The organism is Desertivirga xinjiangensis (assembly GCF_024436435.1).
Classification (GTDB): Bacteria; Bacteroidota; Bacteroidia; order Sphingobacteriales; family Sphingobacteriaceae; genus Desertivirga; species Desertivirga xinjiangensis.
In genome coordinates this window covers 514,224-539,540 of sequence record NZ_JAFMZP010000004.1, presented here as the reverse complement: position 1 = coordinate 539,540, position 25,317 = coordinate 514,224, and the positions used below count along the sequence as shown (strand labels likewise).

The following is a 25,317-nucleotide window of genomic DNA, read 5'->3' as shown; positions in this document are numbered from 1 at the left end:
TAATGTGTTACGCAGTATTTATAGGAACACAGGAGGAGCAATTAATTGATCAATTTTTTCCCGATCAAACTGTTCTGTATTTTGACAAAGTTAATCCAGAAGCAAAACCTTTCCTCAAGTCCAAATTCAAAAATCCATTCATTTATTATGTTGGTTCTGACACTAGTTGCTCTTGCGGCTTAAACTTCCAATCAGAGTACTTTCACGATCCAGAATGGCAAGATCAGAAGCAGTCACCCCAAGCGTTTTTGAACTTCTTGAAAGACGAAACGCAAAAGTCTGAAGTGGAGTACTATTGCTGTTGGGAAGGCGATTGGGAGGAGGAACCTGAACAAATTATTGTTTTAAATATTAATGATATTGAACTTGATAAGAACTACTTCAGTTTGAATGAAAGGCAATTTATTACTTTCAAGACTTCTGCTATAAGCTAAATGCCTACAAAATGCGAAAGAACCTGTTCCCAAAAACAGTGACGATTTATACGGGCATGGAGAAGCTGGATTTTATGAAACGTAACCAGCTGATCCCCCACCCCGAAGGCGAGATCACCTTGTACCAACGATTCTGGAACGGCCCGATCGGCCAGGCCGATACGCATCTTGCGCCAGTCTTGCTGACTTACGCTGACCTGACCGACACCATGGACCCACGCTGCATCGACGAGGCGCAGGAACTGATTAAAGAAAACAAGCTCTGATGCTGAAAGTAGATTTCAAACAACTGCGCAACGAAGCCCTGCGCGATATAGCTTTCCTGAATGAGATCTTCGTTGGTAAGCACAAGATTACAGACCTGGTTTTCCTCAAGAATGAGCATCAGGGGGAAGATGAAAATACAGCTAAAGCGATTTTAGATATTTCTTGCGTAGATGATAAAGGGAACTATTTTTTGGTAGAGATTCAGCGAACTGATCAAAGGTTCTTCAAAGACCGCTGCCTGTATTATTCTTCCCGCTTTATCAGCGACATTGCACCCAAGGGAGCCGTTGACTTATGGAAATATGAGCTGCCCCCAGTGTACCTGATCGCGCTGATGGAACGATTCTCCTTTGAGGACAACCTTCCCGGGCAGTATATCCGTCGTGTAAGTCTGGTGGATAACGAAACCGGTAAGGAATTTTATCACAAACTCGGCTTTATCTACATCCAGCTGGGAGCTTTTGACAAAGCTGAAGATGATCTTAAAACCGATCTGGAGCAATGGTTGTTTGTAATTAAGCATTTGAGTAAATTTGTTGATATTCCCAGGTTTGTAAGAAAACCTATATTCAAGAAATTGTTTGAAATAGCAAAGGTTGCTGCATTGACAAAGGAGGAACGCATGGCATACGAAACCAGTTTGAAAGATAAATGGGACAGGCAAAATCAGCTTGATTTTGCGGTGGAAACGGCGGTTGAGAAAGCTGTGGAAAAGACTATTGAAGAAGAGAGAGCTAAAGCGGCGATGGAAATAAAAGAGGCCTTATCCAAAGCTGAGCAAGAGCGGCAAAGAGCTGAACAGGCAGAGGCTGCCGCTAAAGAACAGATCCTTGCCACCGCCCGTAATTTCAAAAACATGAACATCTCTCTTGCTGACATCGCCAAAGCTACTGGGCTCTCTGTTGAAGACATTGAGCGATTATAAGAAATTGTTGTACTACACTATATTCCCCTTGCTGGGCGCAGGCCATGCCGCGTGTGCCCTTATGCTTTCCATCTTTTCCCAACCTTTACCACAATAATAACCCTCATATCATTTGGGTAATGTAACTACCAGCGACGACAGGTTACGATTTTAGCTTAGAATCTGTTTCATTTAAAAAGTTATTAGTCGCATCCTTAATATTGATCCCGGACCTTTCTGCTAGTACGATCAACCACCAAATATTTTCGCCAAGTTTATGCTCCAAATCTGCTTCTGAACCGGCTTTGGGCCAACGTTGTTGTTGCGACATAATGTTGCGTCCCACCAAGCCGGCGTCTGTCAGATAGGCTAATGCGTCTTCTTCTAACGTCCACTCGCTTCCATGATGCATTATCTCCAGTTCGTGGTATTTTTTTCTAATTTCCATAGAGCGACGAATGATTTCGTCAAAATTATCTATACTCATAATTCAATTTTTCTATTAATGAATTAAGTCTGCTCTTACAAAGGCTATTTTGCCTTCCTTGAATTCAAAAGCAAACGTCCCTCCAATTTTACCTTCGGGAAAATCTCCTGTGAACAGCACTTCCAGATGCGCATTTTCCTCATCAATCACCTTAAGCCTTACCTGCTTGGTAAGTGTATTGTATCCGATAAAGTAGTTATCAAAATATTGCTTAATTCCCTTATGCCCATCAAATTTCCGGCCTACCGATGGATCATCTAAAACAGCATCGGGCTGATAAAAGCTAAGATATTTTTCAATATCGAATGCATTGCTGGCTGCAATCCATTTTTCGATAAATGTTTCAATATTCATATTATTACTATTGTTAGCCCACATTGGATTTGTTTCTAATATAGCCATATGTACTGGGCAGGATGGCGAATGAGCTCCGGGAAGATAGCCAATGCTCATTAGGAATTCATTTACGATTTCACTACCCGTAAAAATGAATGTTTTTTTAAACAGTTTTACCCATTCTCCCTTGGTTTTTGGGTGATGGTGCTCCAGCCATTTTTCAAAACTGCCATATTCATTTTGCAATAGTAAAATGGTTTTTGCGTTTTCAATCGCTGCATTAACCTTAAGCTTGTTAGGGATAATTCCAGCGTCGTTCAGTAATCGTTCACTGTCCTTCTCGTTATAGGCTGCAACTTTCTTAATGTCAAAATTATCATAGGCTTTACGGAAGTTTTCTTCTTTTTTAAGGATAGTTTCCCAGCTCAGCCCCGCTTGATTTATTTCCACAATCAAACGACCGAAGAGTTCATTGTCATTGTGAATGGGAAATCCGTAATGATTGTCATGATAATTCTGATGAAGGCTACGGCTTGGTTCCTTCATCATAGGGATATAGTTGCAGTAACTCATTGTTATTAATTTATGTTAATACGAAGATGAACCAAACTATGCGGTTTAAGTTCGTCAAAACGGAAGGTTTCGTTGCCATTTTGACGATTCTTAATTTTGATTTTTTAAGCAGTAGTGTCGATTAAATAAGTATCAGGGATATCATTAATGATATCCTCACCATAAGCCGAACCCGGTGATTGATAGCCCACTTTAGAGTCACCATTTAAGATGCGGTGCGCTACTGCTACTACCGAAAGCGGTGTAAGGTCATATCCCGAAGGGGCATCTACATAAGCCTTTACTACTTTCCCGTCTTTGCCGGTAAGCTCAGCTGAAATCCCATTTCGCCCCGCTGCCCGTTCTTCCCTGGTCGGTCCATCGGGCAGATTTTCGGCTGTTAAATCTGGAAGTTCACTGGCAGGCAGTTTCAAAGAAAAAAACTCTTCAATATTTGGAATTCCCGTTGATTTATAACTCAGGATAATTCCTCCCAGGGGCGTTGGCATACATACCACTTCCTCTTGACCAAACGAAAATATTTTCGACTTTGGGTCAGGATTATCAATAATTTCACCATTTCTACGGATCAATATGCCTAAGTCAGCGATGTTCTTACTGCTTAAAACGGATCCTCTGGAAAAACCGCCGTAATGTCGGAAACCCACCTTCAGATATTGAGGTTCTGCCACTAGTTTTGAAAGGTGCACCACCAAGGCGTCATAGCTTACGAAAAGTCCCGCACCTGATATCAACTGTACTCCAGCTTCCCGAGCTTCTCCGTCCAGCGATTGCGCCAATAGGTAGGTCTCCAACTCCGCACTGATATCCAGATAGTGAACGCCAGCTTTCAGGCAGGCTTCCATCGCCTGTTCAGCAGTGAATTTAAATGGCCCAGCCGCATTGATTAAAACTGTTTTACCCTCTAATGCTTTTTTCCAGGCGTACTCGGTATCTACATCAAAAATGTGATAATCAACCGCTAATTCTTCTGCTAGTTTTCGGGTTTTATCGGGTTCCCGCCCTGCAATCTCAAAATCAATATCTAACTCCTTTGCTCTGGCTGCAATGATTTTTCCCGTATACCCGGTTGCCCCATAAATCAGGAGCTTATTTTTCTTGTTGTCCATATTCTAAATTATTTAGGGGTTAAATACTATAAAGATGGATTTGATCCTCCGTCAATAATATAATTTACCCCTGTGATATAGGATGCTCTTGGAGATACCAAAAAGACAACCAGTTCTGCTATTTCCTCCGGCAGAGCCATCCTTCCCAATGGTATTCCGCCGAGGCTATCCATCAAATTTTGTGTTACCTGTTCAATGCTCAAACCCGATGTATCGGCCAGTGATTGCACGTAGGCATCCATTGTATCTGTCTGTACCATTCCCGGAGAGACCGTAGCCACCCTGATCCCTTTTGGGCTAAATTCTTTCGACAAACTTTTGCTGTAATTATTGAGGGCAGCTTTGGCTACGGCATAACCGCCCAACGATTGATATACGGGAAGAGTGCCTGTGATTGAAGAAATATGAATGATGACACCGCTTTTCTTTTCCACCATTTGCGGCAATATTGCCCTGTCTATGCGTACGGCAGATTGAAGGTTTAATTGCAGGTCATTTTCCCAATGTTCATCGGTAAGTGCTGCAAATCCACCCGAGGGACTGGCCGAACCACCCATGTTATTGACTAGAATATCAATTGATCCGAATTTTTCATTGACCTCATTAACCACCTTATCGGTTTCACTGGAAATAGTAAGATCAGCGGCAATAAAATGATGTTTTGTTTGCGTTTCTATAGGGCGGCTTCTCGCCGTTACGACGACAATTGCTCCAGCTTGCGACAACCTTTCGGCGATTGCCCTGCCTATGCCTTTTGTACCTCCTGTTACCAAGGCTACTTTGCCTATAAGTTCTTTTTCCATTTTATCTTTTTAAATTGAATGATCCATCAAAACCAATGTTCCCGATCTTATTATTGTACCACACTTAAACTAACCGGTGATTAAACAGCCGGAAATGTACCCCCATCAACAAGCATATTGGCTCCCGTGATGTAACTGGCACCATCCGACACCAAAAAAGCCACCATATTGGCAATTTCTTCAGGCTCGGCCAAACGGTTCATCGGCACACCGCCTAGGCTATCCATAAGCTGCTGTGAAGCTTCTGATACGGTTTTGTTAATGCTCTGTGCATAGCTTTCCAAAAAAGTTTCCATAGCTGTTGTTTTGACCATGCCCGGGGAGACCGCATTTACCCGAACACCGTTTTTTGCAACTTCATTGGCAAGAGTTTTACTGTATGCGTTTAAAGCCGATTTCATTACACCATAAGAGAAATTGGACTGGTACAAGGGTATCTTGCCGTTCAATGAGGAAACATGGATCACCACTCCCGAGTTCTTTTCGATCATCTTTGGAACCATAGCCTTATCGAGCCTAATAGAAGCCAAAAGATTGAGTTCAATATCTCTGTTCCAATCATCGTCGCTGAGCATCTGGAAACCTCCTGCCGGAGAGGCAGTACCGCCCACATTATTGATCAGGATATCTAACGTTCCGTATTTTTCAATTATTTTTCCTGTCAGCTCAGTTATAGCGTTACCGTCGGTCAGATCTGCCGCTATAAAATGGTGTCCGCTTTCTTCTTCGGGTGGTTTTCGTGCCGTTACCACAACTGTTGCCCCGTTGGATGCCAACTTATCTGCTATGGCTTTTCCAATCCCTTTTGTCCCGCCCGTAACCAGGGCTATCTTGCCCGATAATTCTCTATTTGATTTCTCCATTGTTGATTGTGTTTATTGAAACATTTGTTTCAGATTTATTTAAAAAAATTTAGTCTTGTTTTATTACCGGGTCACGTAAGATAGTCTGCAGATGCGCCTGACTTTGTCCCAATTCAAAATGGGTTAAGTGGATTTCGTGGTGCATTCCGGACTTTTTAAATCCATGCTCCGCAGCAAATTTTTGGAGTATAGGCAGCGTTTGCAATTCTCCGGCAAAAGGTCCTTTATGCAAAAGCTGTACACAAGTTCCTGCCGTGTACGTAAAGTGTTCAAAGACCTTTGCGAAAGGGAGATCGCTTGTTTGCCCAAACTCTTCAATGGCTTCAGCTTTTACAAAGTCTGGAATGCGGATTGCAATACGGTACTTCAGCAGATCTAAATCTACCGTAGTATAGAAATTACCGATATCTACATATCCCACTTCTTCCTCATCAAACCAGTAGAATATTTCTAACACGTTGCTCGAAAATGCCAAATCCATTGCAGCATAATGCCGCTCTAATACAGCAACAAATTCCTTAATAGCAGCTTTCTTTTTATAGAAAAGGGAAGTTCCGGGACTACCTTCACCAAGAATAGAAACATAGTTTGCTTCGCTTATTTCCACTACTTCTGGCTTTTCATTTGCCGCGTAATAGTCGTTGTACTCATCTAGTATATTCATAATTTTAAAACGCTTGTTTCAGATTTTGGCAAAAATTATTGGTTAATTTGTTTTATCAGGAACGATGCCATATTCTTGATGCGATTTTTGTCCTTGTGGATTATAAAAAATTCGTGCCAGCCACTAAAATGATTGATGATATAGTCCGTTAGCATAGCCGAATCCTGGCTCACCGTTATTTCTCCTTTCTGAATTGCTTTTTCCACCAAACCGTTCAAAAGATTATAGGTAAAATCATTATCGGCCTTGATGATTTTTTGCACCTGCTCGTCGGTAGCAGCTACCTCAAAAGTAGTTTTAATGGCCAAACAACTGTTGGGTTCGTTCGTAATGACATAAACTGAGGATTGGATAAACTTTTCGATAGCCTTTAGTGGAGATTTGATAGGCTCCAGTTGCTTTAAGGCTTCCTTCATTCTGGTCTCGGTATAATGCTTTATGCTGCGGATAAAAAGTTCGTGCTTGTCGCCAATGGTATTGTAAAGGCTGCTGCTATTGATGCCCATAGCCTCGGTCAGATCCCGCATGGTGGTGCCATTGTAGCCTTTCTTCCAAAATACATCCATTGCTTTGGAAACTGCCAACTGTTCGTCAAATTCAACATTTCTCGCCATAATTCAGGTACAAAGATAAAAACTATCTGAAACATCCATTCCAGAATTTGTCTGGTTTAGATCATTTTCTCCAAAACTAATGCTGATCCTTTTGAATATGCCTTTGTCAAGCTAAGCGATCAATTTTATAAATTAATTTTGCAAACTCTTCTTATAGTCTGAAGGGGAGAACGAAGTTTTACTTTTAAAGAGTTTATTGAAGGACTGGGGATGTTCAAATCCCAAATGATAGGCAATTTCAGCAATGGTCAGTTCATCCTTTGCCAAGTATTCCTTTGCCTGTGCTATTACTTTTTCGTGGATGAACTGCTGGGTATTCAACCCGATAAGATTCCGCAACAGATCGCTCAGGTAACGTGGCGTAACATTAAGATTTTCTGCCAATGAATTTACGGTAGGCAATCCATTAACTAGTAATTTATCCTTCGTAAAATAGTTTCCCAACAGTTCTTCCAATTTGGAAAGAAGATCATTATTTACGGCCTTTCGGGTCAGGAACTGCCGATCATAAAAGCGGTTGGAATAATTGAGCAAAAGTTCAATTTGTGAAATGATTACATCCTGACTGAATTTATCAATGCGTTCGCTCAGCTCTTCCTGAATAAATCTGTAAATACTCAGAATGGTTGCTTTTTCCTTTTCGGAAAGATAAAGAGCCTCGGCTGCTGAGTAGCCAAAGAAACCATACTGTTTGATCTGTGTATTTAACGAATAATGTCTGAAAAAATCGGGATGGATATGGAGTGTCATCCCACTATAATCGGCTTCTTCGTCCTGCATTTTCAATAGCTGTCCGGGGGCTATGAATGACATTCCACCTGATTCAAAATCATAGTAACCCTGACCATATTTCAGCGTTCCGGAAAAGCTTGTCTTGAATGATATCTTGTAAAAGTCTAGTATAATACCCTGTTCAAAATCCTTTGGGTCAAACTTTGCATCTCCATAATTCATTATACTGATCAGCGGATGTGACGGAGCAGCTTGCCCCATTGCCTTATGCAACTGGGATAGCGAACTGAATATGACGGGCTGTTTTTTCATAGTAAAAATTTAAGTAATCCCTAAAGAAGTCGTTTCTGCCAGATTGGTATTAACTCCGACAGAAACAACGAATCTAAAATATAAATTGCGAACGTATTTTTTCGAATTGTCCTTCGGGCGTCAATTCCAGGCGTTCCCTGTATAGACCGATAGCATCATTGCCTGCTATATACCTGAGCTGTTCTTTGTCATCAGTGGCTGCGTCATAAATAATCTGGGCTACGTCGTTGGCTTTTGAATAATTGGCAATCTGCTCCTCGCTATAGCCTTCACCAACTTTTGCTACAAGTTGAGAATACGCTTCGTGCATTCCACCCTGTAAAGACCTTCCCGCAAAATCAGTCTGCATTCCGCCCGGCGCCACCACTTTAACTTTGATCCCAAATTGTGCCAGTTCGTAAGCCAGCCCCTCTGAAAAACCATCTACAGCAAATTTGGTCGCATTATAAATCGAACAGGTAGGATAGCCCAATAATCCAAATGTGCTGGTAATATTGATAAAACTTCCACTTCTCATTTCTCTAAAATAAGGAAGAAATGCTCTGGTTACATTGATCACACCAAACAGATTGGTCTGCACCTGCGATAGAATTTGCTCATCTTTCAAAGCTTCCAACGGACCTATCAGACCGTAACCCGCATTGTTTAGCACAACATCCACAGCATGGGATTGTAAAACAGTCGAAACTGTTTTTTGAATTGCCGCAGCATCAGTAACATCCAATTTCACTAAGGTTACATTTGGAAGTTCCTTCAATTCGTTTTCCTTTTCAGGATTTCGCATGGTTGCGATCACGCTCCAGCCTTTTGCCTGAAATAATTTAGCTGTTGCCTTGCCCAGCCCTGATGAGGCCCCAGTGATAAAAATTGTCTTTTGCATATTCTTTGTTTTAGTTTAACTATGCAAAGGTGTACTTTGCGGAAAGGCTGGAATTAATCGAAAGCGAAATATACTAAGCCATAATGGCGTTTGGGACTTGAAGCCGCAACAAGTGTTCTAAGTTAATCTCCTCTTCCCCCTTTATCAGACCGAGCCACCAGCAGGAATACTTTGAACAATGTTTAAATAGCTGAGGAAGGCAATTTTTTATCAAAAAAATCACCATAAAATGTTTAAAGTACTGTTATACACTAAGCATGCATATTTAGAACAATACCTAATGCCGGAATCGAACCGATAGCTAGAAGATTCAAAGTCTTCTAGTCTGACAACTCTACTATGAGGAAAATGTGCTTTTCAGACTAGCAGACAAAACTTTCGAGGCATTGTTTTAGTTTAATAGATAAAAATACTTTTTCAATGGTTTTCCCCGCTTTAAGTTCTCGTTAAACAAAACATCGAAAACACAGGGTAATATATAACATGATAGTCACAATAGGAAGCAAAACGTCCGGTAAATATTCAAGTACCAAATATTTATATTGCCGATCTAAAAGCTGCAGAAAATGTCATTCCTCAAGAATTTATTTAACCGTAATAACCGACCTAAAAGCAAGTCTGAGGAATTAGTCGCATTGGAAGAAGTAGAAGTCGCTTCTGGCCTTCTTTTGCCCCGCGCTTTTGCAGATCATTTTGCGAATATTGAAAAGACTGCACGCAAGACGGTAACGATAAAAGCATCGCCATCACAAGGCCCCCTTTCTATAAGTCAAAGCAAATTTGGACATTATCCCTGTATCTCAAAGGGGTTCCCCTATCCGAGAGATAAAGACGGCCGGTATCTTTACCCCCTGGCTCAAATAAATTTCAGTGAAGTACCTTCATTTTCTCAAGAATGAGCATCAGGGGGAAGATAAGAATACTGCTAAGGTGATTTTAAAGATCTCCTGTGTAGACGATCAAGGGAACTATTTCCTGGTAGAATTACAATGCACCGATCAGAAATTCTTCAAAGATCGCTGCCTGTATTATTCGTCCCGTTTTATCAGCGACCTTGCTCCAAAGGGAGGCGTCAACTTATGGAAGTACGAGTTGCCCCCGCTGTATGTGATAGCGGTAATGGACCGATTTTCCTTTGAGGACAACCTTCCCGGGCAATACATCCGCCGGGTAAGTTTGATGGATATTGAAACCGGAAAAGAATTTTATCACAAACTAGGGTTTATCTATATTCAGTTGGATGCTTTTGACAAAGCAAAAGAAGATATCAAAACCGGTTTGGAGCAATGGTTGTTTGTAATTAAGCATTTAAGTAAATTTGTGGATATCCCCACGTTTATAAAGAGGCCTATATTTAAAAGATTATTTAAAATAGCAGAGGTTGCAGCATTAACAAAGGAGGAACGCATGGCATACGAAACTAGTTTAAAAGACAAATGGGACAGGCAAAATCAGCTGGATTTTGCGGTGGAAACGGCAGTTGAGAAAGAAAGAGCTAAAGCGGCGATGGAAATAAAAGAGGCCTTGTCCAGAGCTGAACAGGCAGAGGCTAAAGCAAAAGGGGAAAAGCTTTCCATTGCACGTAATTTAAAACAACTGGACATCCCAGTTGCTGATATAGCAAAAGCTACCGGCCTTTCAACTGAAGAAGTTGAAGGGTTGTAATTCTTGAGATGTAGGCGAAGATCAAGAGTATACTATATGGAGTATCGCAATCGTATGAAAAAGAAAAGGCAATGACATTTCTGACAAAGCCTCCGTAGCAAAGATAGGTATAAAAAATTATTTATTTAGATAAACAATTAGAACTTTGTGAGTAACAGCAAGTTCGTAATCGCTTCAGTGGAGGGAGAAGGATAAGACCATTCTTGAACTAACAATAGTTCGTTAGAAGTTAAGCGTCTTATTTCAACTGACCCTGAGATATTTTCAAATTGGGTGTGTAAACTGGTGTTATCGTTGTTCAGAGAGTAACTTCCTATCTCTGGCCGCTTATTATAGATGTTGATTCATCGAGCTCTTGCTCGGCATAAATATTTAAAGTATGCTCATTAATGGTGTTTTGCCATTGGTTATTTGTTGACGTTTTGTTAGGCATATAAATTAGCATTAACATCCTTTAAATATTTTCAATTCGCGATTCGCGAATCGCGAACTGGGTATATAAAAACAGGGCACTGTAAGGTTCTAAAAGGATATCTACCTGACTGCCGGTATTCTTAAGAATGGATCCATCTTCCGGATTTAATAAATAAGAGTTTGTACTTCTTGAAACGGATACCGACAGTCGCCTCCAATATTGTCTCCTGTACTGATTGAACAATGACATCAACCTCTCGACGATGTCACTGTTCGATTTAACGGTGCTAGGCAGGTATCCTAGCTTTCTTGTCTATCACGGATATATAATCCCTTACTACTTAATAGTATAATTTTGCAGCTCAGTTTTTGAGTCAAGTTTCAGCCCGAAATAATCAATCTTTGTATCAACTTCAATTACACCAATTCCTCTGGCAGTATAAAATTCGTAAGTTGATGCCGTTTCAAATCCATTTCCAGTATTGTATTGCAATTGAACGGTGGAATGAATTACATCGTCATACGTTTTCCCAAGAACCTGCTTACTGATATTTTTTTCTTTAATTTCACCAACCATACGGGCTGGCACGCCGTTTATCTGTCCCGAAGCTGTGATATTCGATGTCCAGGTACTACCTACATCTGATCTTTCATTTAGGTAAGTAAACTGCACGTCTATTCCGTTAACATATGTGGTGGCCCTTAATTTATAAACCCCGTTTCCTTCGAAATAGTAAGCTTTAGCGATTTCATTGCTGTTAGGCGTTGTGGTAACTGCTTCATAATAGGTTTCCTGATTGTAAGTTACAGTGTTACCGGTGAAGGTTTCTATATAAATTGAAGAACTTCCTCCGCTGCTTTGTTTATAAGTGCGTTCAGTACCTTTGCTGACAGGGTAATAACTGTCTGATATTTTTTCAGTTTCATCATCCTTTTTACAGGAAGCAAATGCAGATAAAACTGCCACAAAAATGATAAGGTAGGATTTTTTCATGCTAATTATTTTAATTTGATGTAAGAAATTATACCCTAAAAATATATAAATTCTTCGGATTTACGAACGAATTAAAACCCATTACCCCTTGGCTGTAACGTGACTACACCCTTCAATCGCCAAAATGTTAACGGACAAAAATAACTTTGTATTTAAGTTAATTGCCGCTCTTGTCGGTTGTGCAGGTATTTATTGGCTGCTCAGCGTAGGTTTTAGTAACAGTGCTTCAGCTGTCACATTTTTGCCGCTGATGTTTTATGTGGTCTTAATTATTCTATACCTGTTCTTTAGTGCGGGCATTTTAACCGGCTTTTTGAAGGGAAATGCAGTGAAAGTCTCTGAACGACAGTTCCCAGAGGTCTATGACGTAGTGGCAAAACAATGTTCATTACTCGGCTTAAAACATATTCCAGAGGTTTATATTCTGCAAAGAGGCGGGGTTTTAAATGCCTTCGCGATGCGCTTTGCTGGAGATAATTATATCGTGCTGTACTCTGACGTTGTAGAAGAGGCAATGGCAGAAGCCACTTTCTATTTAAGCATCCCTTGGTGCTCAACAAGAATATTACGGCTCCAAACACGCTGGGAATTACTCTTACTGTTTCTAAAAAAGACTTAATTGAGAATCAGGCACCTCAGGTTCTTCAAATTTTGGATAGAATGTGCCAATAATCATAAATGGATTGTGCGAAACGTGGTGATGAATTTGCGTTGTTCCTAAAAATAGATGCAGGTCTTTAGTACCTGCAAAATCTTCCATATATTTTTTTCGCACGTCTTCGCAGGCTCTGCTCTCATCCCCCTCGTATTTAGCTAGACATCTCCAAAACAACTGACCAATCTCCCAGTCTTCAATCATCATCGTACTTTCCCGTCCTTGATTATCTTCGATAACATATGAAAATTTGTATGGCAGCTTTCGGACGACTTCGAATTTACTTTCATCAGCAGTTTGAAAAATATTCATCTGCCGCAATTTTGCCAATTTATCTTTATCCCATTCCCTGTCCACCTCTTCTATCTTGAAGTCTTTTACGATGGTGGGTTTAAAAACAGCCAACGACGTTCTGACGTTTTTGTCTTTTGCTTCGGCGATTAATTCAGTAAGATTATAATATATTTTACCCAAGACAAACTTTTTTCTCTCTGTCCAATTGGCCTCTGTGTCTATATGATCCAGGATCTTTATTTCTGCGTCATGCGAATATGGACGATAGCTTTCTGGCCTAAAGTCTGATGTATTTTTTACCAAATCCAGCTCTATCCAATCGTATTTTTTATACTGCTGATCATAGCTCTTCTTCCGGAACGATACCGGATAGATGCGTATCCAGGTACCATCTTCCCTGAATTCCGCGGTACAAACTAATTCATCATATTTAGTAGATAATGTCGGATATGTCTTGACAGCAATTAATACTTTGGTGAGAGCCATTTATTATATATGAATTAACTCAAAATTGAAATCAGGTAATGAAGCAATAGATTCCGCAAGTGGCTTTCTGTGACATTGACATATATTTGCTTCGAAGCATGTTAAGGCTATCCTCTTGTAAGATTTTAACAGTTGCAATATTTTAATCTGCGCCTCATGTGTATTTGCAAGGGTATCAATCTTATATATTTTAAACAACTCGTCGTAATCGCTTTGATCATTCAACTCCTGTCTTTTGTCTGAAGCTATTCCAACCTCCGGGAAATGAATATATTTTATGCCGAGATTCTCACAAAACTTTTTGAGCAGGGATTTAGAAAAGCCATACTTCATGCTCAATGGATTTTTCCTCACATCAACCAGAAGTTCGACATTGTTTTTGACGAGCTTATTTAAATACTCTTCTAATGAAATCCCTTCATAGCCTATTGTAAAAAGAGCATTCTTACCAACGTGTGTTTTTAGTTGTTTAATTTTATTTAGCTGTTCTTCCGCAAGAAGCTCGGAAGCTTTAATACTGTTTATCGCGTAAAAAGGAAAATTGATGTAAGTATGTTTCATCAACTCATTGCCGTCGAGATTCCCGTAAAGTTTTTTAATTTCTTGAACAAGCTTTCTGTCCGATTCCTTTAAACCTTTAATGTAACTCAATGGGTCTGATTTAACCCAACCTGCAGAACTATCAGATAGCAAGCCTTTAGCGACCATTGTCGTTAAATCGGCACTTGCTGAAAAGGAATAACAGCCATATTTATACGGAACAAATTCATAATCGGGCTTTAACTGTCTTTTACTAAGTAAAAACAGTAATTTTTGCAAGCGGAGTTTTTCTAATTTCCCGTCAAAAACTTCAAGTAAGGCGAGTATTATCTTCCTTCTATAAAACATCTAACAAAGTTACAACTTAGAAAATAAAAGTTTTATGATCTAGACCTGGCAAACCCAGGCAATCCATCCCTTCCACTTTCTATCTTTTTCCTTACTTTTGCCCCTTTCAAAACCCTCATATCATTTGAGCCATGTAATGTCATATATACATTCTGTTTAAAGAATGACTTCCTCTCTCCGGGGAAGAGGTGACTTTTATTGTTTTATTTAATCTTAAAATCATGGCTATTTCAACAAAATATGGCAGGACATATCATTATCCTTTTTCGCCGGGCACTACCAGCGACGACAGGATACAACATAATTATTGGGATCTTCTAAATGACATTCCCGAATTGGTGCATACCGAGAAACTCGACGGTGAAAACAATTGTCTCTCCAGGTTGGGCGTGTTTGCCCGTTCTCATGCGGCACCTGCAGTTTCTCCCTGGACCGAAAGTCTACGGCGATTCTGGCAACTAATAAAAAATGATCTGGGCCCGCTGGAGATCTTTCTGGAAAACTTATATGCGATACACTCCATTGAGTACAGAAATATAGATCATCATTTCTATGTATTTGCAGTAAGGCAAAATGATCAATGGTTAAGTTGGGAAGAAACAAAGTTTTACGCGGCCATGCTCGATCTTCCAACTGTACCGGAACTGAAGCTGAACAGAAATTTATCGGATAAAAAGGAATTTGAGCAGGAAGTGCTTCACCTTGCTTCAGGCAGGGGAACATTCGAGCCTTTTGATACTCATACGCAAAAACCGACTACCATAGAAGGAATTGTAAGTCGTAATAGATCGGGCTATCCGGTAGATCAGTTTTCAAATAATGTATTTAAGTACGTCCGTAAAGGTCATGTTAAAACAGACGAGCATTGGACCAGAAGCTGGAAGCGAGCGGGTTTAAAACAGGAAGGAGGTAATTATGTGGACTATCACTAAAAATAAAGACTGGGATTTCCTATGTGAAAATTTTGACTGGGTTAAGCGGATGGAAAGGGTGCCACAGGATCCTCGTCATCATGCTGAGGGAAATGTTGCGATCCACACCCGAATGGTTTTAGAAGCTCTGGAAGCATTTCCGGCTTATCAGAAACTGGAAGCCTTGGATCAGGAGATTTTATGGGCTGCTGCTTTGCTTCACGATAATGAAAAATACAGTACAACTGTGACAGAAGCTGATGGCAGCATCACCGCTCATGGGCATGCAAGGAAAGGGGCAATGAAATCGCGGCAAATCCTTTACCGTGAAGTTTCCACGCCGTTTTGGACAAGAGAGCAGATTGTGGCTTTGGTGCGTTACCATGGCTTGCCCTTATGGCTGCTTGAAAAACCAGATCCGTTGAAAACCTTGATTAAGGCAAGTTACGAGGTGAATATGGAATGGCTAACACTACTTGCTAAAGCTGACGCCCTTGGTCGGATCTGCCAGGATAAGGATGATTTATTGTACCGAATTGACTGCTTTGAAGAGTTTTGCCGCGATAATAACTGTTGGGGAACCCGAAGGGATTTCAAGTCTGCTCATGCCCGGATGTACTACTTGCAAAAAGAGAACAGTTCAGCAGACTATGTCCCGTACCAGGAGCCGGAAGCTGAAGTGATATTACTGGCAGGTTTGCCGGGAGCCGGAAAAGATACTTATATAAAGACGCAATTCACTGATATTCCGGTGATTTCGCTGGATGATATTCGTCGGGAAAAACGGATTTCGCCAACGGATAAAAAGGCAAATGGCAAAGTGATTCAGGAGGCTAAAGAAAAAGCTAAGGTTATGCTAAGAAAGAAAAAGGGCTTTGTGTGGAACGCGACAAACATTACCGCTCAAATGCGTTCTCAGCTGATTGAACTTTTCACGTCTTATGGCGCAAGTGTCCGAATAGTGTATATCGAAGCTCCGTATTTAGTTCTTAAACAACAGAACACTAAACGTGAAGCGATGGTGCCGGGCAATGTTATGGAACGTTTAATTGATAAATTGGAGGTTCCCGCAGCCTGGGAGGCGCACAAGGTTGAATATTCTATCAGTTGACGGATAATTTAAGGGAGCTGCGTTGTTCGCAGCTCCTTTTGGCATCCTTCAGTTAGTATAAATATTTCCAGCTCATCACCGGTTAGATAGCTATTCCGCTTCCACCTACCACTTTAATGCCTTTATCGAATTTCTTCCAAAACCGGATGTATCGGTAGTGACCTTCAAATGGCATATTATCAAACTTTCCCGTCAATTTCATTGTCAGAGTAACAACCGCCATCATCGATGATGTTCAGGTTTTCAATTTTGGGAAGAAGTTCGTCAACCTTCAATGCTCCACCACGATAGGTATCCAGATCGATCTCTTTAGTATTTACTTCTCCGCCTGGAAGGATGAACAAAAGATCATCATGCAATAATTCATCAAGCAAGGATACATCGCCTTGTTTGATTGCGCTGTAGAGTTTATTTTCCTGTTCGAGGATGTCGTGTTCTGTTAGGATCTTATCCATATCTATATTGTTTGTCATTGCTTATTTGCAATAAGGAAAATGGTCGTTGGTACATTACAAATGAGGAAATTAGTCGTATTTTTGATCAGGAGAACCAGCAAATAACAGGAGGAAAAATCACCATGGGAATCATAGAAGTTATCAAAAAGCAAGAAAGAGAAGAAGGTAAGTTGGAAGGTAAGTTAGAAGGTGAATTAGAGAAGGCCATTGAAATCGCTGCCGAAATGAAAAGAGATGGATTACCTGTTGCACAGATCGTGAAATTTACTAAACTTTCAGCTGAAGAAATAGAAGGGTTATAGGACTCCGGGACTGCTCATCCGATGAGTTACACCTGGCCATTTTGCGAATATTGAAAAGACTGCCCGCAGAACAGTGACGATAAAAGCATTGCCATCACAAGAGCCCTTACTATAAGAAAAAGCAAATTTCGACATTAATTCTGTTTCCCAAAGGGGGAGTCCCCTATCCGAAGAATAAAGACGGCCGGTATCTTTACCCTCTGGCTCAAATAGATTTCATTGAAGAAAGGAAGCGTCAACTTATGGAACGCCAGCTTTGGATATTTCTGAATTTCTAACCTCCCGGCTGGCTAGTCTGTAAGATGCCAGTGAAACTTGTCAACTCGTGAATCTTGTGTACTGTATTTAGTAGTTATTCGTACTTTTGTTTTTACCGTTTATTCAGAAATCTTCATGTTTAAATCACTTCCCACGAAACATACAGTTCAAACTTCTTTTATTTCTACACTATTTCTATTTATTATGTTGCTGTCAATCCCTGCATTTACGCATGCAGATGACAGGAAACAACTTTTTGACAGTGGGTGGAAGTTTTATCTGGGTGTTGCAGAACAGGCGAAAACGTATGAATTTGATGACCGTTACTGGCGCTCAGTGGATCTTCCTCACGATTGGAGCATTGAGCCACTCAAAAATCAAGTTCCTGGTAAAACGATAGGTCCATTCAGCAAGGAAAGCCCGGGTGGAGCTGCAACAGGCCAGACACTGGGAGGGGAAGGATGGTATCGAAAAACATTTACGATAGCTTCGGCCGACGCTGGGAAAAGACATGAATTGTATTTTGAGGGTATATACAACCAATCAGAAATATGGATAAACGGAAAGAAAGCATGGGAGAACATGTATGGTTACAGCACCTTCCGCTTTGACATTACGCCATATTGTAATGCGCCCGGGAAAAAAAATGTAATTGCAATAAGAGTAGTTAATAAAGGAAAAAATTCAAGGTGGTATGCCGGATCGGGCATTTACAGGCACATTTATCTGATCAAGACTGGTCACTCGTATATAGATGACTGGCTTAGTTCTGTCCAGACTACCTCCATACATGAAGACAAAGCAAAGCTGAACATAAGCACAACGGTGATCCAAAGGAAGTCTGATAAAAATCTGGTAGTTGATGCAGTGCTTATCAGTCCCGGAGGAGAAATTGTTGGTAAGGAACACAGACCTGTTCCTTACGCGGCAAATGATACCGCAGCAATGGCTTTTGATTTCATGGTAACTAGTCCCAAACTATGGAATGTGACAAGTCCGGCCCTTTATACCTTAAAGTTGACATTGAGCAATAAAAACGGTGTTCAGGATATCGTTACCTTACCTTTTGGCATTCGTACTATTGCTTTTTCCGTTGACAAAGGGTTCCAGATCAATGGTCAGTCTCTGGATCTGAAAGGGGGATGCATCCATCACGATAATGGCCTGCTCGGTGCAGCAGCATATGACCGGGCTGAAAAAAGAAAGATTGAGCTTCTAAAAGCCAATGGATTCATAGCTGTTCGATCACATAATCCCATGTCAGAAAGTTTTATGCAAGCCTGCGATCGCCTCGGAATGCTGGTAATAAATGAAGCTTTTGATCAATGGGAGAAAAAGAAAAACCCCGATGATTATCATCAGTATTTTAAAGAATGGAGTGCAAGAGATATCAGATCGCTGGTGCTAAGAGATCGCAATAAACCGTCGGTCATTATGTGGAGTATTGGTAATGAAATTTATGAAAGGCTAACTGACAGAGGTATGGAAATCGCAGCCTACCTGAGAAAGGAAGTGCTAAAATACGATACAACGAGGGCCATCACCGCTGGGGTAAACAACCAGTGGGATAAAGAACGCAAGAACAGAGTCCCGATCGACAATGCGTTTCGTTCCCTGGACGTAGCTGGCTATAATTACATGTGGTCACTGTATGAGCGTGATCACGCCAGATTTCCCAACCGAATCATGCTAGGCACTGAAAGTGTAGCCACCGAAGCCGCAGCTAATTGGAATAAAGTAGAAAAATTACCTTATGTAATAGGGGATTTCATCTGGACGGCAATGGACTATTTGGGTGAATCAGGTCTGGGTAGCTCCATTGAAGTTGATCCCTCTGAAAACCTACACTTTTTTCAGGATTGGCCATGGTACAATGCCTGGTGTGGAGACATTGATTTGCTGGGTATTAAAAAGCCTCAGTCCTACTATCGGGATGTTGTTTGGAAACAGCGAAACATTACTATGGCAGTAGAATTGCCGGCCAAACCAGGAAAGATTAGAAAAGTTAGCTTCTGGGGCTGGCCAGAGGAAACCCTGCAATGGAATTTTCCGGAACAAATCGATAAAGAGGTTTCTGTAAACGTCTATTCCAGAGCACCAAAAATCAAGCTTTTTCTTAATGGTAAATTTCTGGCTGAACAAAAAACAGACAGTATTTACAAAACTACCTTCAAAATCCCTTATCATCCGGGAACGCTTAAAGCAGTTGAAGATATTAATGGTGTAGCAGGCGATTCCATTATACTGTCTACACCAGGAACGAAAAGAATGTTGAGATTATCGGCCGACCGCAAAGATCTGTCGGCGAATGGGCAGTCGCTTTCATATGTGCTGATTGAACTTGTAGATCAGAATGGTAAAGTTGTTATGGAGTCAGGTAGAAAAGTTGACATCTCATTGACTGGAAAGGCAGGTCGGATCGTTGCTTCGGGTAACGCCGCACCAAATGACATGGAAAGTTTCAATTCTCTACAACCCAAATTATTTAACGGCAGGGCGATGGTTATACTCAGATCCGGGTATAAAAAAGGAAGTGTATCCTTAAAAGTTAAATCAAAAGGGCTAAACTCTGGTGGTTTAAAAATCAGCGTGAACTAAGATCCTTTCCTGCATGGTATCCGGGATAGGTTTATCTGTAGGAGACAAACAAAGGGTTTTTGATCGGTACTATCGGGTGGAGAGTAATCAAACCCAGCACATTGCTGGATTTGGTATAGGTTTATACTTAAGTGCAGAAATTATTCGCGGGCATTACGGAGAGATTTGGGTAGAGAGTGAGGTGGGTAAAGGTTCAACGTTTTATTTTAGTTTGCCACTTTAGTAATTTTAATGGTGAACCAATATATTTATTTAGGTAAGGTAAACCAAAATGTAGTTCCTTCATTCAAGGTACTCTCTACACCTATTACTCCTTTATGACTTTTTATAATCTCAGCACAAATATAAAGACCCAATCCGATCCCAGAACCCTGATTTCCGCTCTTATTGACTCGGTAATATTTTTCAAATAGATAGGGGACGTGCTCCGGAGAGATCCCGCAACCTCTATCAGATATTGAAATCTTAAGACTATCGTTCAGATCTTCGACTTGAACGTCGATTGCTAAATCGTCCGGAGCGTATTTTACGGCGTTATTAATCAGATTAACCAATACCTGATCAATCTTTTGCTTGTCAGCAAACAGAGGCGTTGATAAGTCTCCGAAACAGTCCACGTGATGTGTCCCTTTTAAAGTAATATGTTTACAACAGTCTTCTATAAGTTGACCGACTGTAAAGCTCGTTTTATTTAAAGTTAAGTTGTCTCCGCTTACCTTGGTTGAATTTAAAAGATCATTTATTAAATGGGTTAACTTTATGATATATCGATCAGCATCAATGGCCAGTTGAACGATTTTTTGAGGAATATCTGTATGTTTATCAATCATTCGGTTCATTACCTGAACAACAGCCTTAAGGCTTGTAACAGGAGTTTTTAATTCGTGACTGGCCAGATTTAAAAAATCATCTCTATAAAGCCTCATCTCCCTTTTTATAGAGATATCTTCTAGTATTGTGTAGCCTAAAGTTTGCCCGTTATCCTCAAATAAAATAGAGTTTATATTACACCAGATAAGAGAGCCATCTTTCTTTTTTAAACAAGTTTCTAAATTAAATGCCGGGGTAGACCCGTTCCAAAGCTTTTCCTGCAGTAGTTGCCAGTCAGCCTGATGTTCAGCTGGAGAGTAATCAAGGATTTTATTGCCTAGTAGCTCTGCTTTTGAATATCCTAATAAGTTCACAAAAGCAGGATTTACTTCCAAGATTTTAAAGTCCGAGGATATTACCTTATTAGCAAGGCGAGAGCATTCGAATATAGTTCGAAAACGTATTTGCGAGTCTTTATAGCCTAATTGTTTGTGACTAATAACCTTATTAGAATTTTGACTTTTTTTAAGCTCTTGAACTTCTGATTGAAGGAGTTGAATCTGCCTTTTTAATGATTGTATAGTATCCATGGGCGTTGAGGTATTCCCGAAGATCTATAATACATTTATTTATCCGGTGATAAGAATAGTACTCTGTTATATAAGCAGGTACAGCGATTTTTGTTTTACGAGTTGCATTACTCATGTTCCTTTTGTTCGTCTGGCAATGTAAACCAAAAGGTTGTCCCCTCGCCCAGCTTGCTTTCAACTCCAATTTCCCCGCCATGGCTTTTAATGATCTCCTTAGAAATATAAAGACCCAGGCCTAAACCCGAACTTTGTTTCTCCCCTTTCACTACCTGATAATAACGGTCAAAAAGGTGAGGTAAGTCTTCGGCTGGAATTCCTTTTCCTCTATCCTTAACAGATATTTTCGTGCTGTTAGCAAGGCGTTCTACAATAATTGAGATTTCCTCTGACTCGGATGCGTATTTAACGGCATTGTTAACGAAGTTTACTAGTATCTGGTCGATTTTGTGGCGATCGGCATATACTACGGTAGACAGATCGCCTAAGTGGGTTACATAATGCTTTCTATCCAATTTTACATGATTGCAACAGCCTTCGATAACATCTGAAAGAGGAAATCTCCTTTTATGGATAGATAGCTCGCCCCGTTCAAATTTGGAAGTATTTAACAGATCTTCAATCAGGTGAATTACTTTTGAAGTGTACAGTTGCGCTTCATTGGCCAGGGTAGCCATTTTTTCAGTAATAGCCGATTCCTTCTTAAACATCCTGTTTAATAACTGTAGTACAGCTTTTAAGCTGGTAATCGGCGTTTTAAGCTCATGACTTGCTATGCTTATAAATTCTTCCTTATGAAGTTTCAAGGCATGTTTTTCGGTGATGTCCTCAATGATAGTATATCCTAAAGTTTCACCGTTATCAGGAAATAAGATAGATGTAACGCTTACCCAGATCTCTGAGCCATCTTTTTTAATGAGTACAGTTTCTAAGCTGAAAGAAGGTGTGGATTTCTCCCATAATTGCTGCTGAAGATTCCTCCAGTGTTCGTGGTAGCTTTCAGGCGAATAATCAAGGATACGAGTACCAATAATATCGTCTTTACTGTTATATCCCAAAAGAGAGACCATCGCCGGATTAACTTGTATGATCTTCAAATCGGAGGCGATAACCTTATTTCCTAAAGTCGATAATTCGAAGATAGTTCTAAAACGGACCTGGCTTTCTTCGTACGCTTGTTGATCTGCGGCAGGATTTATAGCAGATTGAAGTTGCTGTATCTCTTTCCTTAACGAAGAGTTTTCAGTTTTTAGCGCCGTTATTGTTTCCTGAAAATTATTTAAATCCTTGTCTTCCTCTTCCATATCGTTGCTAAGATAAAGCTTTGTAGAGATTATTCTATGAAATTGCGTAAAGTCCCGGGTCTATCCGTATTCTCCTTTCAATTTGCTCTTTAATTGATCCTCACCCTGAGAGCTTTCAATCCATGGACCCCTTGCAAGTCTTCCAACTCTAAAAACTCCAGTTCATCTTTCAAAAGCCCCTGCTGCTGAAGTATCAAAATATATTCGAGGTATTCATTTTCTTCAGATTGACTGAAATATACCATGGCAATTTTATCAGGCTGAGTTAAACGTTCGTGAGTGCTTTTTATGAGAACTTTATCAATTCGTTTTTTCACTACTTCGTAGCGGATACTTGATCCACCTTCTACATCGAAACGTTTTTCGTCATTGCGAAACCCGATAGTAATAGGCGATGAATGAATAAAGATAAGCTGGGTTGTTTGCAGATCTTTTAACATTTTAGATCGAAGGTTCCGGGTAATTAACCCGATCTCAGCCATGCTTTTTAGCTGCCACAACCGCATATGTTTCACATGTTCCATGCTAAAGGTTCTGTAGGGTGCAATAGATTGCCCTAAATAAATGTCATATTCTACTCCATCTGTTCTAAACCTGTCAAAGTAATGAGGAAAGAAATTTTGAAGCTCTTTCTGGTAGGTCGTGAGATGCTGATTAATACTACTATTTATTATATGCATGGATGATTCAAGTTCCCTGCGGTGTTTGTGGAACGCTCCTTCAGTTTCCGAGATAGACTGTAGATAGGGTTTTATCAATTCATTAGCCTCAAGGGAAGCTTCTGCAGCCTCTATAAGAAAGGGCTCAACCTCCTCCTGAACTACACTATTGAAAGTAATTTCATCACCTGTTTCTTTAAAGTCGTCAAAATAGCCTAACCATTTTTGCTTATTCATCAGCAAAACTTCAGCTAAGGGATCATTCAAAGATGTTAGCGGATCATTCAATATCTTTGTGAGTAACTCTATTTGATCTGTAATATCTTCTAATACGGCATTATTTCTTTCTATAGACGACTGCCTAATATCAATTGCGCCATAAAATGGGTAGAGTTTTTCGAACTTTACCCGGCCTATCTCAGCGGTAGAAATATCAGGCGCGTTCAAATATGTGCCTACCACCTCTTTAAATTTCCATTTTACGGGAGATTTAATTGAAGTGAAATTATCACTTACTGCCTGTTCAATTGAGTTTGCGAAATTGTCGGAAATATGTTTAACTAACTGTCCGATATAGGGCATTGCTCCTTGTAGCTTAGAAAGTACAAGCTTGTCAATAAATACCTTATCTGGGGAATACACTTCCAGTACCCCAACAACTTTTTTTAGGAACACTACAGCAAGTAAGGCAAATGATTCTATTCCCGCATACTTAAGAATTTTTATCAAAGGTTCTTCAGTAAATTGGCTCGAAGAAATATTATTATGAAGGATTGCTTCCGGATTATTCTCAAACTGTTCTACCAGCTGGTGATAAATATCTTGCTTAACCCGGTATTTAATCGCCGCGTTCATAAGAATGCTACTAGTGGAGCTCTCGCTCAGATATATTGTCCGATTGTTTAGTTTAATAAAAGGCAATATCCCAAATCTTAAATTTCTCTTTCCAACCAATGATTGAAGTGTTTCATTTATTCCTTCGCTAAAAATTTCTTCTTTGTGGTCAACAATGATATTCTTGAGGTTTTCGATGGCATGTTCTTCTGTAACATCGGTAAATTCAAGAATGGAAAAACCCTTAATCTGGAAATTCGAAAGAGGTAATAAGTTTTCAAGGTACTTCTCTCCCTTTGGATCAAGAAGCCAGGTCTCTATTAATTGTGTATCTAACTGTGGGAGGTCGCCGGAGTAAGAAATATTTAGGAAGCGTGTATCAATGTGAATTCTATAAAATACAGGGTTATTGTCCTTTGGATTTAAACCTTGAATGTGGCTATCGGTGTAAACACTCGAATCAATATTATAGAATCTACGTAAAATTAGCTGGTAAAAAAAAACTTTTTCTTTACCAGACAGGATGTTCTTGGTTTCAAAATCGCCAATTGGCGCATTTGAGTTATCACCAATATAGAAACTATAAAAAGCATCGGTGCTATAAAAAATTTCTCCTGGAACAGGGGTACTCAACGCCCACACATGTTTGCTTTCTTTGGAAATAATGGGAGTTACGAACATATAAATCATTTCAAGGAGCTCTTCAAATTCCGCAGTCTCTTCAATTGTTATGCTCTCCCGTCCCGTAAAAGCTCTTTCAAACTTTAAGATAAAACTTCTGAAAAGGTCCTCCTTTAGTGGCTGATCGTCAATTAGGCTTTGTAAAAAAGCAACAAACGGCTGAAAAGATAGCTCTGATTTTGCTGGGATCAGCTTTTTGTCTATAAGACCCAAGTCCAGAATTTCAGTTTTCATTTAAAGCTTAATATTGTTTATTTTAAGTAAAGCAAGGTAACTAGAGCAACCTATACTTGTTGAGTTTATAGAAAAGAGCTCTTTGCTATTAGACAACAAATTTTAACAATTATAGTTCGGATACAAGTTATCGTTGCTTGATCCATCCTACCAGGGTATCTACCAGCCCTTCTACGGACATCCTATTGGCAGCGTAAAA

Annotated in this window: 27 protein-coding genes; 11 read left to right on the top strand and 16 right to left on the bottom strand. The window is 40.1% G+C overall.

Features of this window, described 5'->3' with window-relative positions; all coding sequences use genetic code 11:
• Nucleotides 1-2: 2 nt before the first annotated feature.
• The 3 genes from J3P37_RS13435 to J3P37_RS13425 are packed head-to-tail and all read left to right on the top strand — an operon-like array spanning nucleotide 3 to nucleotide 1,626.
• Nucleotides 3-434, top strand: a complete 432-nt coding sequence (locus J3P37_RS13435) for a hypothetical protein (RefSeq protein WP_256011782.1) — start codon at nucleotides 3-5, stop codon at nucleotides 432-434.
• Between the two features lie 11 nt (nucleotides 435-445).
• Nucleotides 446-700: a type IV toxin-antitoxin system AbiEi family antitoxin gene (locus J3P37_RS13430; protein ID WP_256011781.1), complete on the top strand. Its 255-nt coding sequence runs from the start codon at nucleotides 446-448 to the stop codon at nucleotides 698-700.
• Entirely contained in the window at nucleotides 700-1,626 is a 927-nt protein-coding gene (locus tag J3P37_RS13425) for an Rpn family recombination-promoting nuclease/putative transposase (RefSeq protein WP_256011780.1), read from the top strand. Before J3P37_RS13430 ends, J3P37_RS13425 begins: the two co-directional genes overlap by 1 nt.
• Before the next feature lie 142 nt (nucleotides 1,627-1,768).
• Here the strand turns inward: J3P37_RS13425 and J3P37_RS13420 are convergent, their stop codons facing one another.
• From J3P37_RS13420 to J3P37_RS13380, 9 genes are all read right to left on the bottom strand, one after another.
• Entirely contained in the window at nucleotides 1,769-2,092 is a 324-nt protein-coding gene (locus J3P37_RS13420; protein WP_256011778.1) for a nucleoside triphosphate pyrophosphohydrolase family protein, read from the bottom strand.
• A 15-nt stretch (nucleotides 2,093-2,107) separates the two neighbouring features.
• Nucleotides 2,108-3,001 (bottom strand): DNA-3-methyladenine glycosylase I, encoded by an 894-nt coding sequence (locus J3P37_RS13415; RefSeq protein WP_256011777.1) that lies wholly within the window; start codon nucleotides 2,999-3,001, stop codon nucleotides 2,108-2,110.
• Nucleotides 3,002-3,105: 104 nt separating this feature from the next.
• Nucleotides 3,106-4,110: a saccharopine dehydrogenase family protein gene (locus J3P37_RS13410; RefSeq protein ID WP_256011776.1), complete on the bottom strand. Its 1,005-nt coding sequence runs from the start codon at nucleotides 4,108-4,110 to the stop codon at nucleotides 3,106-3,108.
• 26 nt (nucleotides 4,111-4,136) lie between these two features.
• Nucleotides 4,137-4,913: an SDR family oxidoreductase gene (locus J3P37_RS13405; protein WP_256011774.1), complete on the bottom strand. Its 777-nt coding sequence runs from the start codon at nucleotides 4,911-4,913 to the stop codon at nucleotides 4,137-4,139.
• A gap of 80 nt (nucleotides 4,914-4,993) precedes the next feature.
• Nucleotides 4,994-5,776 carry an SDR family oxidoreductase gene (locus J3P37_RS13400; protein WP_256011773.1) on the bottom strand — a complete coding sequence of 261 codons (783 nt, stop codon included), beginning with the start codon at nucleotides 5,774-5,776 and terminating at the stop codon, nucleotides 4,994-4,996.
• A 49-nt stretch (nucleotides 5,777-5,825) separates the two neighbouring features.
• Nucleotides 5,826-6,440: a GyrI-like domain-containing protein gene (locus tag J3P37_RS13395; RefSeq protein WP_256011772.1), complete on the bottom strand. Its 615-nt coding sequence runs from the start codon at nucleotides 6,438-6,440 to the stop codon at nucleotides 5,826-5,828.
• A 35-nt stretch (nucleotides 6,441-6,475) separates the two neighbouring features.
• Complete coding sequence (locus tag J3P37_RS13390; RefSeq protein ID WP_256011771.1) at nucleotides 6,476-7,054, bottom strand: TetR/AcrR family transcriptional regulator; 579 nt, start codon at nucleotides 7,052-7,054, stop codon at nucleotides 6,476-6,478.
• 132 nt (nucleotides 7,055-7,186) lie between these two features.
• Nucleotides 7,187-8,098, bottom strand: a complete 912-nt coding sequence (locus J3P37_RS13385; RefSeq protein ID WP_256011769.1) for a helix-turn-helix domain-containing protein — start codon at nucleotides 8,096-8,098, stop codon at nucleotides 7,187-7,189.
• Nucleotides 8,099-8,171: 73 nt separating this feature from the next.
• Nucleotides 8,172-8,978, bottom strand: coding sequence for an SDR family oxidoreductase (locus tag J3P37_RS13380; protein ID WP_256011768.1), 807 nt, complete (start codon nucleotides 8,976-8,978; stop codon nucleotides 8,172-8,174).
• Between the two features lie 566 nt (nucleotides 8,979-9,544).
• Here J3P37_RS13380 and J3P37_RS13375 point away from each other — a divergent pair.
• Together J3P37_RS13375 and J3P37_RS13370 are read left to right on the top strand one after the other, a co-directional pair.
• Nucleotides 9,545-9,877: a DUF1963 domain-containing protein gene (locus J3P37_RS13375; protein WP_256011766.1), complete on the top strand. Its 333-nt coding sequence runs from the start codon at nucleotides 9,545-9,547 to the stop codon at nucleotides 9,875-9,877.
• Entirely contained in the window at nucleotides 9,849-10,643 is a 795-nt protein-coding gene (locus J3P37_RS13370; protein WP_256011765.1) for an Rpn family recombination-promoting nuclease/putative transposase, read from the top strand. Before J3P37_RS13375 ends, J3P37_RS13370 begins: the two co-directional genes overlap by 29 nt.
• A gap of 751 nt (nucleotides 10,644-11,394) precedes the next feature.
• Here J3P37_RS13370 and J3P37_RS13365 read toward each other — a convergent pair.
• Nucleotides 11,395-12,051, bottom strand: coding sequence for a hypothetical protein (locus tag J3P37_RS13365; RefSeq protein ID WP_256011763.1), 657 nt, complete (start codon nucleotides 12,049-12,051; stop codon nucleotides 11,395-11,397).
• A 124-nt stretch (nucleotides 12,052-12,175) separates the two neighbouring features.
• On the opposite strand from J3P37_RS13365, the gene J3P37_RS13360 reads away from it, so the two are divergent.
• Nucleotides 12,176-12,670, top strand: a complete 495-nt coding sequence (locus J3P37_RS13360) for a M48 family metalloprotease (RefSeq protein ID WP_256011762.1) — start codon at nucleotides 12,176-12,178, stop codon at nucleotides 12,668-12,670.
• Here J3P37_RS13360 and J3P37_RS13355 read toward each other — a convergent pair.
• Both J3P37_RS13355 and J3P37_RS13350 read right to left on the bottom strand, forming a co-directional pair.
• Nucleotides 12,656-13,486: a DUF8758 domain-containing protein gene (locus J3P37_RS13355; protein ID WP_256011761.1), complete on the bottom strand. Its 831-nt coding sequence runs from the start codon at nucleotides 13,484-13,486 to the stop codon at nucleotides 12,656-12,658. The two genes, J3P37_RS13360 and J3P37_RS13355, sit on opposite strands and share 15 nt — an antisense overlap.
• A 3-nt stretch (nucleotides 13,487-13,489) precedes the next feature.
• On the bottom strand, nucleotides 13,490-14,374 hold the full coding sequence (locus J3P37_RS13350) for a DUF488 domain-containing protein (RefSeq protein WP_256011760.1): 885 nt from the start codon (nucleotides 14,372-14,374) through the stop codon (nucleotides 13,490-13,492).
• 221 nt (nucleotides 14,375-14,595) lie between these two features.
• On the opposite strand from J3P37_RS13350, the gene J3P37_RS13345 reads away from it, so the two are divergent.
• The gene (locus J3P37_RS13345; protein ID WP_256011759.1) at nucleotides 14,596-15,306 is read left to right on the top strand and encodes an RNA ligase family protein; all 711 of its coding nucleotides are present in this window, start codon (nucleotides 14,596-14,598) and stop codon (nucleotides 15,304-15,306) included.
• On the top strand, nucleotides 15,290-16,396 hold the full coding sequence (locus J3P37_RS13340) for an AAA family ATPase (RefSeq protein ID WP_256011757.1): 1,107 nt from the start codon (nucleotides 15,290-15,292) through the stop codon (nucleotides 16,394-16,396). The genes J3P37_RS13345 and J3P37_RS13340 overlap by 17 nt, the downstream gene beginning before the upstream one ends.
• A gap of 179 nt (nucleotides 16,397-16,575) precedes the next feature.
• On the opposite strand, the gene J3P37_RS13335 is transcribed toward J3P37_RS13340, so the two are convergent.
• The gene (locus J3P37_RS13335; protein WP_256011755.1) at nucleotides 16,576-16,851 is read right to left on the bottom strand and encodes a DUF4440 domain-containing protein; all 276 of its coding nucleotides are present in this window, start codon (nucleotides 16,849-16,851) and stop codon (nucleotides 16,576-16,578) included.
• Between the two features lie 11 nt (nucleotides 16,852-16,862).
• On the opposite strand from J3P37_RS13335, the gene J3P37_RS13330 reads away from it, so the two are divergent.
• The 3 genes from J3P37_RS13330 (at nucleotide 16,863) to J3P37_RS13320 (ending at nucleotide 20,232) form a co-directional block, all read left to right on the top strand.
• Nucleotides 16,863-17,153, top strand: coding sequence for an RpnC/YadD family protein (locus J3P37_RS13330; RefSeq protein ID WP_256011754.1), 291 nt, complete (start codon nucleotides 16,863-16,865; stop codon nucleotides 17,151-17,153).
• Between the two features lie 462 nt (nucleotides 17,154-17,615).
• Nucleotides 17,616-20,009 carry a glycoside hydrolase family 2 protein gene (locus J3P37_RS13325; RefSeq protein ID WP_256011753.1) on the top strand — a complete coding sequence of 798 codons (2,394 nt, stop codon included), beginning with the start codon at nucleotides 17,616-17,618 and terminating at the stop codon, nucleotides 20,007-20,009.
• A 13-nt stretch (nucleotides 20,010-20,022) separates the two neighbouring features.
• On the top strand, nucleotides 20,023-20,232 hold the full coding sequence (locus tag J3P37_RS13320) for an ATP-binding protein (protein WP_256011752.1): 210 nt from the start codon (nucleotides 20,023-20,025) through the stop codon (nucleotides 20,230-20,232).
• Nucleotides 20,233-20,257: 25 nt separating this feature from the next.
• On the opposite strand, the gene J3P37_RS13315 is transcribed toward J3P37_RS13320, so the two are convergent.
• The 3 genes from J3P37_RS13315 to J3P37_RS13305 all read right to left on the bottom strand — a co-directional run bounded on the left by J3P37_RS13315 (nucleotide 20,258) and on the right by J3P37_RS13305 (nucleotide 25,118).
• On the bottom strand, nucleotides 20,258-21,409 hold the full coding sequence (locus J3P37_RS13315) for a sensor histidine kinase (RefSeq protein ID WP_256011751.1): 1,152 nt from the start codon (nucleotides 21,407-21,409) through the stop codon (nucleotides 20,258-20,260).
• A gap of 107 nt (nucleotides 21,410-21,516) precedes the next feature.
• Nucleotides 21,517-22,710 (bottom strand): sensor histidine kinase, encoded by a 1,194-nt coding sequence (locus J3P37_RS13310; RefSeq protein WP_256011750.1) that lies wholly within the window; start codon nucleotides 22,708-22,710, stop codon nucleotides 21,517-21,519.
• Nucleotides 22,711-22,799: 89 nt separating this feature from the next.
• Nucleotides 22,800-25,118 (bottom strand): hypothetical protein, encoded by a 2,319-nt coding sequence (locus J3P37_RS13305; protein WP_256011747.1) that lies wholly within the window; start codon nucleotides 25,116-25,118, stop codon nucleotides 22,800-22,802.
• Between the last annotated feature and the right edge of the window lie 199 nt (nucleotides 25,119-25,317).